Here is a 4,659-nt window from a genome sequence, read left to right on the forward strand (position 1 = left end):
GTGGTGGTGGTCGACGACGGCGCCGGCGGCGCGGCGCCGGCCGCCGCCTGCCGCGGCCCCCCGGCCCCCGTCCCCGCGCCGCCCGCGCCGCCCGGCGCCGGCCGGGGTGCGCCGGCCCCGGCCCCGATCCCGACCGGGATGCCCGAGCCACCTGCCGGGCCCCCGCCGCCGACGAGCGGCGGAGCATCGCCGTCGCGCACCGGAGCTCCGACGCCGTCGCCGAACGGACGTCCGTCGCCGACGCGGAACGCGGGCCCGTGGCCGACGCGGACCGGAGGTCCGTCGCCGAGCGGTACTCCGTGGCCGACGGAGACCGGGAGCCCACGGCCGACACCGAGCGGGGTCCCGTGGCCGACGGAGGCCGGGAGTCCGTCGACGGCGCTGCCGGGTATGGGTCCGGTGGCGTCTGGTTCGGCGATCTCGGTGGGCGTGCCGACGGGCGGGCAGGCTCCGGCGCCGCCTCCGCCTGGGCCGCCCGCGACCGTGACACCACCGATGACGGCGGCGCCCTACCCGTCGGCGCCGCCGGCCGCGGCGGGACGGGGAGCGCCGCCGGTGTCCCCGCCTGTACCTGCACGCCCGGCTGTGCCTGGGCCTGCGGCTGTGCCTGCATACTTTCCTGTCCCCGGGCCCCCGCCTGTGCCCGGGTCGGCAGTGCCTGGTGTGTCGGCTGCCCGTGGGGCGACGCCGGCGTCCGCTCCGCCCGCGGCCGTGGCGCCGGGAACGCCGGCCGGGCCCGATACGTCCGCGGCGACCGGGCGGCTGGCGTTCCGCCCACTGCCCGGCGGCGGGCCGATACCCACCACGATCACCTCGACGATCGACCTCACCGCGCTGCAGCAGCGCCTGCTCGCCGAGCACACCCAGGTCATCGACCGCATCGACGCGCCGGCACGCCCGTCGAGGCGCCGCCGGGAGGAGGCGGCGGACCCGGAGTCGACCCAGGTCGTCCCGCGTGGCCTGATACCCGGGCGAGCGCGGCGGTCCGTGCGGCCGGCTGGGGCGACCCGGCGGGGCTCGGCCGAGGTGGGCGCTGTCAGGGATCTCGACTCGGATCTCGGCACGGACCTCGCCGCGGGCGCTGCCGGAGCGGACGACGCCGTTGGCGAGTCCGGCGGTCCGGGGGCGGCCGAGGCCGGCAGCACCCGGTCGAAGGCGCTGTGGACCCTCGCCGACCAGGCGGTCTCCAGCGCGACCAACGCCGCGATCTCGTTCCTCATCGCCCATCAGGTCTCCAGCGTCGAGTACGGCGCCTTCGGCGTCGCCTACACGCTGTTCGCCCTGGTCATCGGTCTGTCGCGGGGCGCGACCTGCATGCCGCTGAGCATGTTCTACTCCGGGTCGTCGCCGTCGTCCTTCCGCGCCGCCGCGTCGGCCACCACCGGGTCGTCGCTCGTCTTCGGCATCGCGATCGGGCTCGTCTTCGCTGGTGTCGGCGCAGTGATCGGCGGACCGGTGGGATCGGCGCTGCTGGCGATGGGGCTCGTGCTGCCCGGTCTGCTGCTCCAGGACGCCTGGCGGTATGTGTTCTTCGCTATGGGCCGGCCGTTCGGCGCGTTCCTGAACGACGTGGCGTGGGCGGTCGTGCAGGTCTTCGGGATCTGGCTGCTGATCCACCGGGGGGTCAGCGAGTCGTCGCCGCTGCTGCTCGCCTGGGGTGCGTCGGCGCTGGTCGCGGCCCTGCTGGGGATCGCGCAGGCGGGCTTCTACCCGTCGCCGGGGGCGACCCGCCGCTGGCTCGAGGAGAACCGGACGGACGCCACCTATCTGGCCGCCGAGTTCCTCACCGTGCAGGGCTCGCTGCAGGCCTCGATCCTGGCGATCGGCGCCGTCGGCTCGCTGTCGACGATCGGCGCGCTGCAGGGGGCGCGGACGCTGCTCGGACCCACCACCGTCGTCGGCGTCGGGGTGGTCAGCTTCGCGCTGCCGGAGTTCTCCAAGCGCACCTCGATGACCTCGCGTGAGCGGGAACGGGCAGCCATCGCACTGTCCGGACTCGTCATCGGGATCGGCGCAGCCTGGAGTGCGATCTTCTACTTCCTGCCGGAGCAGTACGGACGAGCTCTGCTGGGCGACAGCTGGGATGGCGTGAAGCAGATCCTGGGCCTGTCGATCCTGCATTACATCGCCGCCGCCGTCCCGGTCGGACCGGCCTGCATGATCTACGCGCTTGGGAAAACCAAGATCACATTCCGGGTGAACATCGTCTTCGCCCCGTTCCTGTTGGGTCTGCCGGTCCTCGGCGCGGTTGTCGGTGAGGCGCGGGGCGCGGTCATCGGTTTCAACATCGCTTTCTGGATCTTCGCTCCCGTCTGGTTCGTCCTGTTGCGCCGGGTCTGTCGGGAACATGACAGAGAGCAGGCAGCGCTGCGGGCGGGGGCGGACGCTGACGGTGCTCCGCCGTCCAGGCGGGATCGGTCCAGCGGCGACGCCCGCGGTGACCGGCCGGAGATCGGCCGGCGCGGCGGCCGGCCGGGGACGCCGGACCGGCGCTCGCGTGCGTCCGCGTCCACCCGGACGGGCTGGAACGAGCCGAGCGACGTGGAGACAACCGGCAGTTGGGGGATCATGCCTGAAGGCGCGGCCAGGCGTGACAGGTCCATCGCGAGACGACGGGATGGAAATGGCCTCACAAAGGTCCGAAAAGCCGACGTGCCGGAAGAGCTGCGGCGTGAGGTGCCGCGTTCACGTCAGCCCCGGCCGGAACGCGACCGTTCCACATCCCGGGCGAAGCCAGCCGATTCCACGCGCCGTATCGGCAGGGTGGATGATGTGGACAGATCGGGTCGCACCCGGTCCGATCGTCCCGACGGAGGGGCCGGCGAGGGTCGCGGATCCGGTCCGCCGCGTGGCCGGCGCGGATCCTGAGCGCCATCTCGGCGTCAGTCATAGCTATGACCGTTTACTATCCGCTATCAGCTATGCTCACAAATCGGTTCGTCAGATCTAGCTGCTGGGGCCGGCAATCCGGCCGGATGCTCCTGTGGGGGGCTACATTGAGTCCGCTTCACGTCCTGCTGGAGGTGTCGGTGCGCACCGCGACCGGCTCTCCGATCCGCGTGCGGGCCCGGTCCGCCCGTCCTGAGTCCGGGGCGGGGGCGTCATGAGCCGCAACGCACAGGCGGGTGGCGAGACCAACCGGGCTCCGTCCGCGCCATCCCTGTTCAAGATCATAAAGCCGCGGCTGCTCATCATCGGCATCGTGGTCGTGATCTTCGCGGCGCTCGCGGCCATCTACTCGAAGGCGCAGTCCGCCACGTATACGGCGACCGCCCGGGTCTTCCTCTCGACGGACTCCAACACCCTGGGCGCCACCTCTGTGGACGCCGTCCGGTACGTCCAGACGCAGGCGCAGTTCGCCCAGTCGTCGGCCGCCATCGCCGAGATCGCGAAGAACCTCAAGTTGACCGACTCGGACGTCTCGAGCCGGCTGAGCACCTCACCGTCCGACTCTGGCTACTTCTTCACCTTCAAGGGCAAGGGCCCGAGCCAGGAGGCCGCGGTCAACCTGGTCACGGCGGCGGAGAAGGCCTACGGGACGCTTCTGACCAACTACGGGCCGAACAGCCCGGATTCGATCAAAGCGCTCACCGACCTGCGCATCAGGCTCATGACGGAGGCCGCCGCGGCGGGTCAGGGCGCCGACCCGAACGCCGCGAGCCGTACACAGCAGCTCAGCGACCTCAACAAGCAGATTGGTGCCGCTCAGACCGCACAGGCGACGAGCAGCACTGCCATCAAGCTGGCTGAGCCGCCGGTCGCGGACGGTCAGGGCGGGTCGAGCCTGCTGCGCAACGTGCTTGTCGCGGTGATCGTGGGTCTGCTCGGGTCGATCGCGGCGGTCTGGATCATGTACCAGCGTCGGCCGACGATCCTGGACCCGCACAACCCGTCCGACACTCTCGGCGTGCCGCTGATCGCCGCCCTGGAGCCGGGGCGCACCACCGCGAGCGCGGCGGAGACGCTGGTCTCGGCGATGTCGGCGGTGATGTCGCCGACGAGCAAGGTGGTCGCTTTCACCCCGGCCTCGCGCGGGGACCTGACGGCCGACCTGGTCGCCTCCGTCGCCGCCGCCTGGTCGGACGACCAGGGTGTCGTGCTCATCCTCGACACCTCGCCGTCGTCGGAGGTGCGGGCGTCGCTGGAGGGCCTGCCGCGGGCGACCTCCGGGGAGCTGCCCCGCTGGGCGCATGAGCCGACCTGCCTGGCCCGCTCGTCCGGCACCGGCCGCGGCCACATCCTCTACAACCGCGTCTCGCCTGCCCGGGCGGCTCGCCCCGGCGGTCTCGCGCCGATCCTGGCCGACCGCGCGCCCGTCGTCGACCTGGTCATCCTCGTCACCTCGGCACTCGCCGAGCTGCCGATGACCGCCGCCTCGGCGATCCAGGCCGACGCGGTGGTCGTCATCACCTCGCCGGAGACGCACCTCAAGGAGCTGGAGCAGGTCCCGCGGGACTGGCCGGCCCTCGCGGAACGGGTTGTCGGCGTCGTCCACGACGGCCGCACCGGCATCCGCAGGGTTACCGCCGCCACCCCCGAGCGCCGCAACTCCGTCGAGGCCATCACCTCGAGCTCGCAGGTCGGCCCCGACAACGGCAGCGGCCCGCCCAAGCGCGGCGGCCCTGTGGACGCCGAGCCCACCGACCGCTACGCCCGCCC

3 protein-coding genes are annotated in these 4,659 nt (G+C 72.7%); 2 read left to right on the plus strand and 1 reads right to left on the minus strand.

Going from position 1 to position 4,659, the window contains the following annotated elements:
• The coding region (locus C1A33_RS35865) for a hypothetical protein (protein WP_207770402.1) at positions 1-200 on the minus strand (200 nt) is incomplete at its 3' end.
• A 463-nt stretch (positions 201-663) separates the two neighbouring features.
• On the opposite strand from C1A33_RS35865, the gene C1A33_RS20670 reads away from it, so the two are divergent.
• A complete protein-coding gene (locus C1A33_RS20670) occupies positions 664-2,868 on the plus strand; it encodes a hypothetical protein (protein ID WP_243407770.1) in 2,205 nt (734 codons plus the stop codon).
• Positions 2,869-3,103: 235 nt separating this feature from the next.
• The coding region (locus C1A33_RS20675; protein ID WP_101833076.1) for a Wzz/FepE/Etk N-terminal domain-containing protein at positions 3,104-4,659 on the plus strand (1,556 nt) is incomplete at its 3' end.

Source organism: Frankia canadensis (genome assembly GCF_900197875.1).
Lineage (GTDB): Bacteria > Actinomycetota > Actinomycetes > Frankiales > Frankiaceae > Frankia > Frankia canadensis.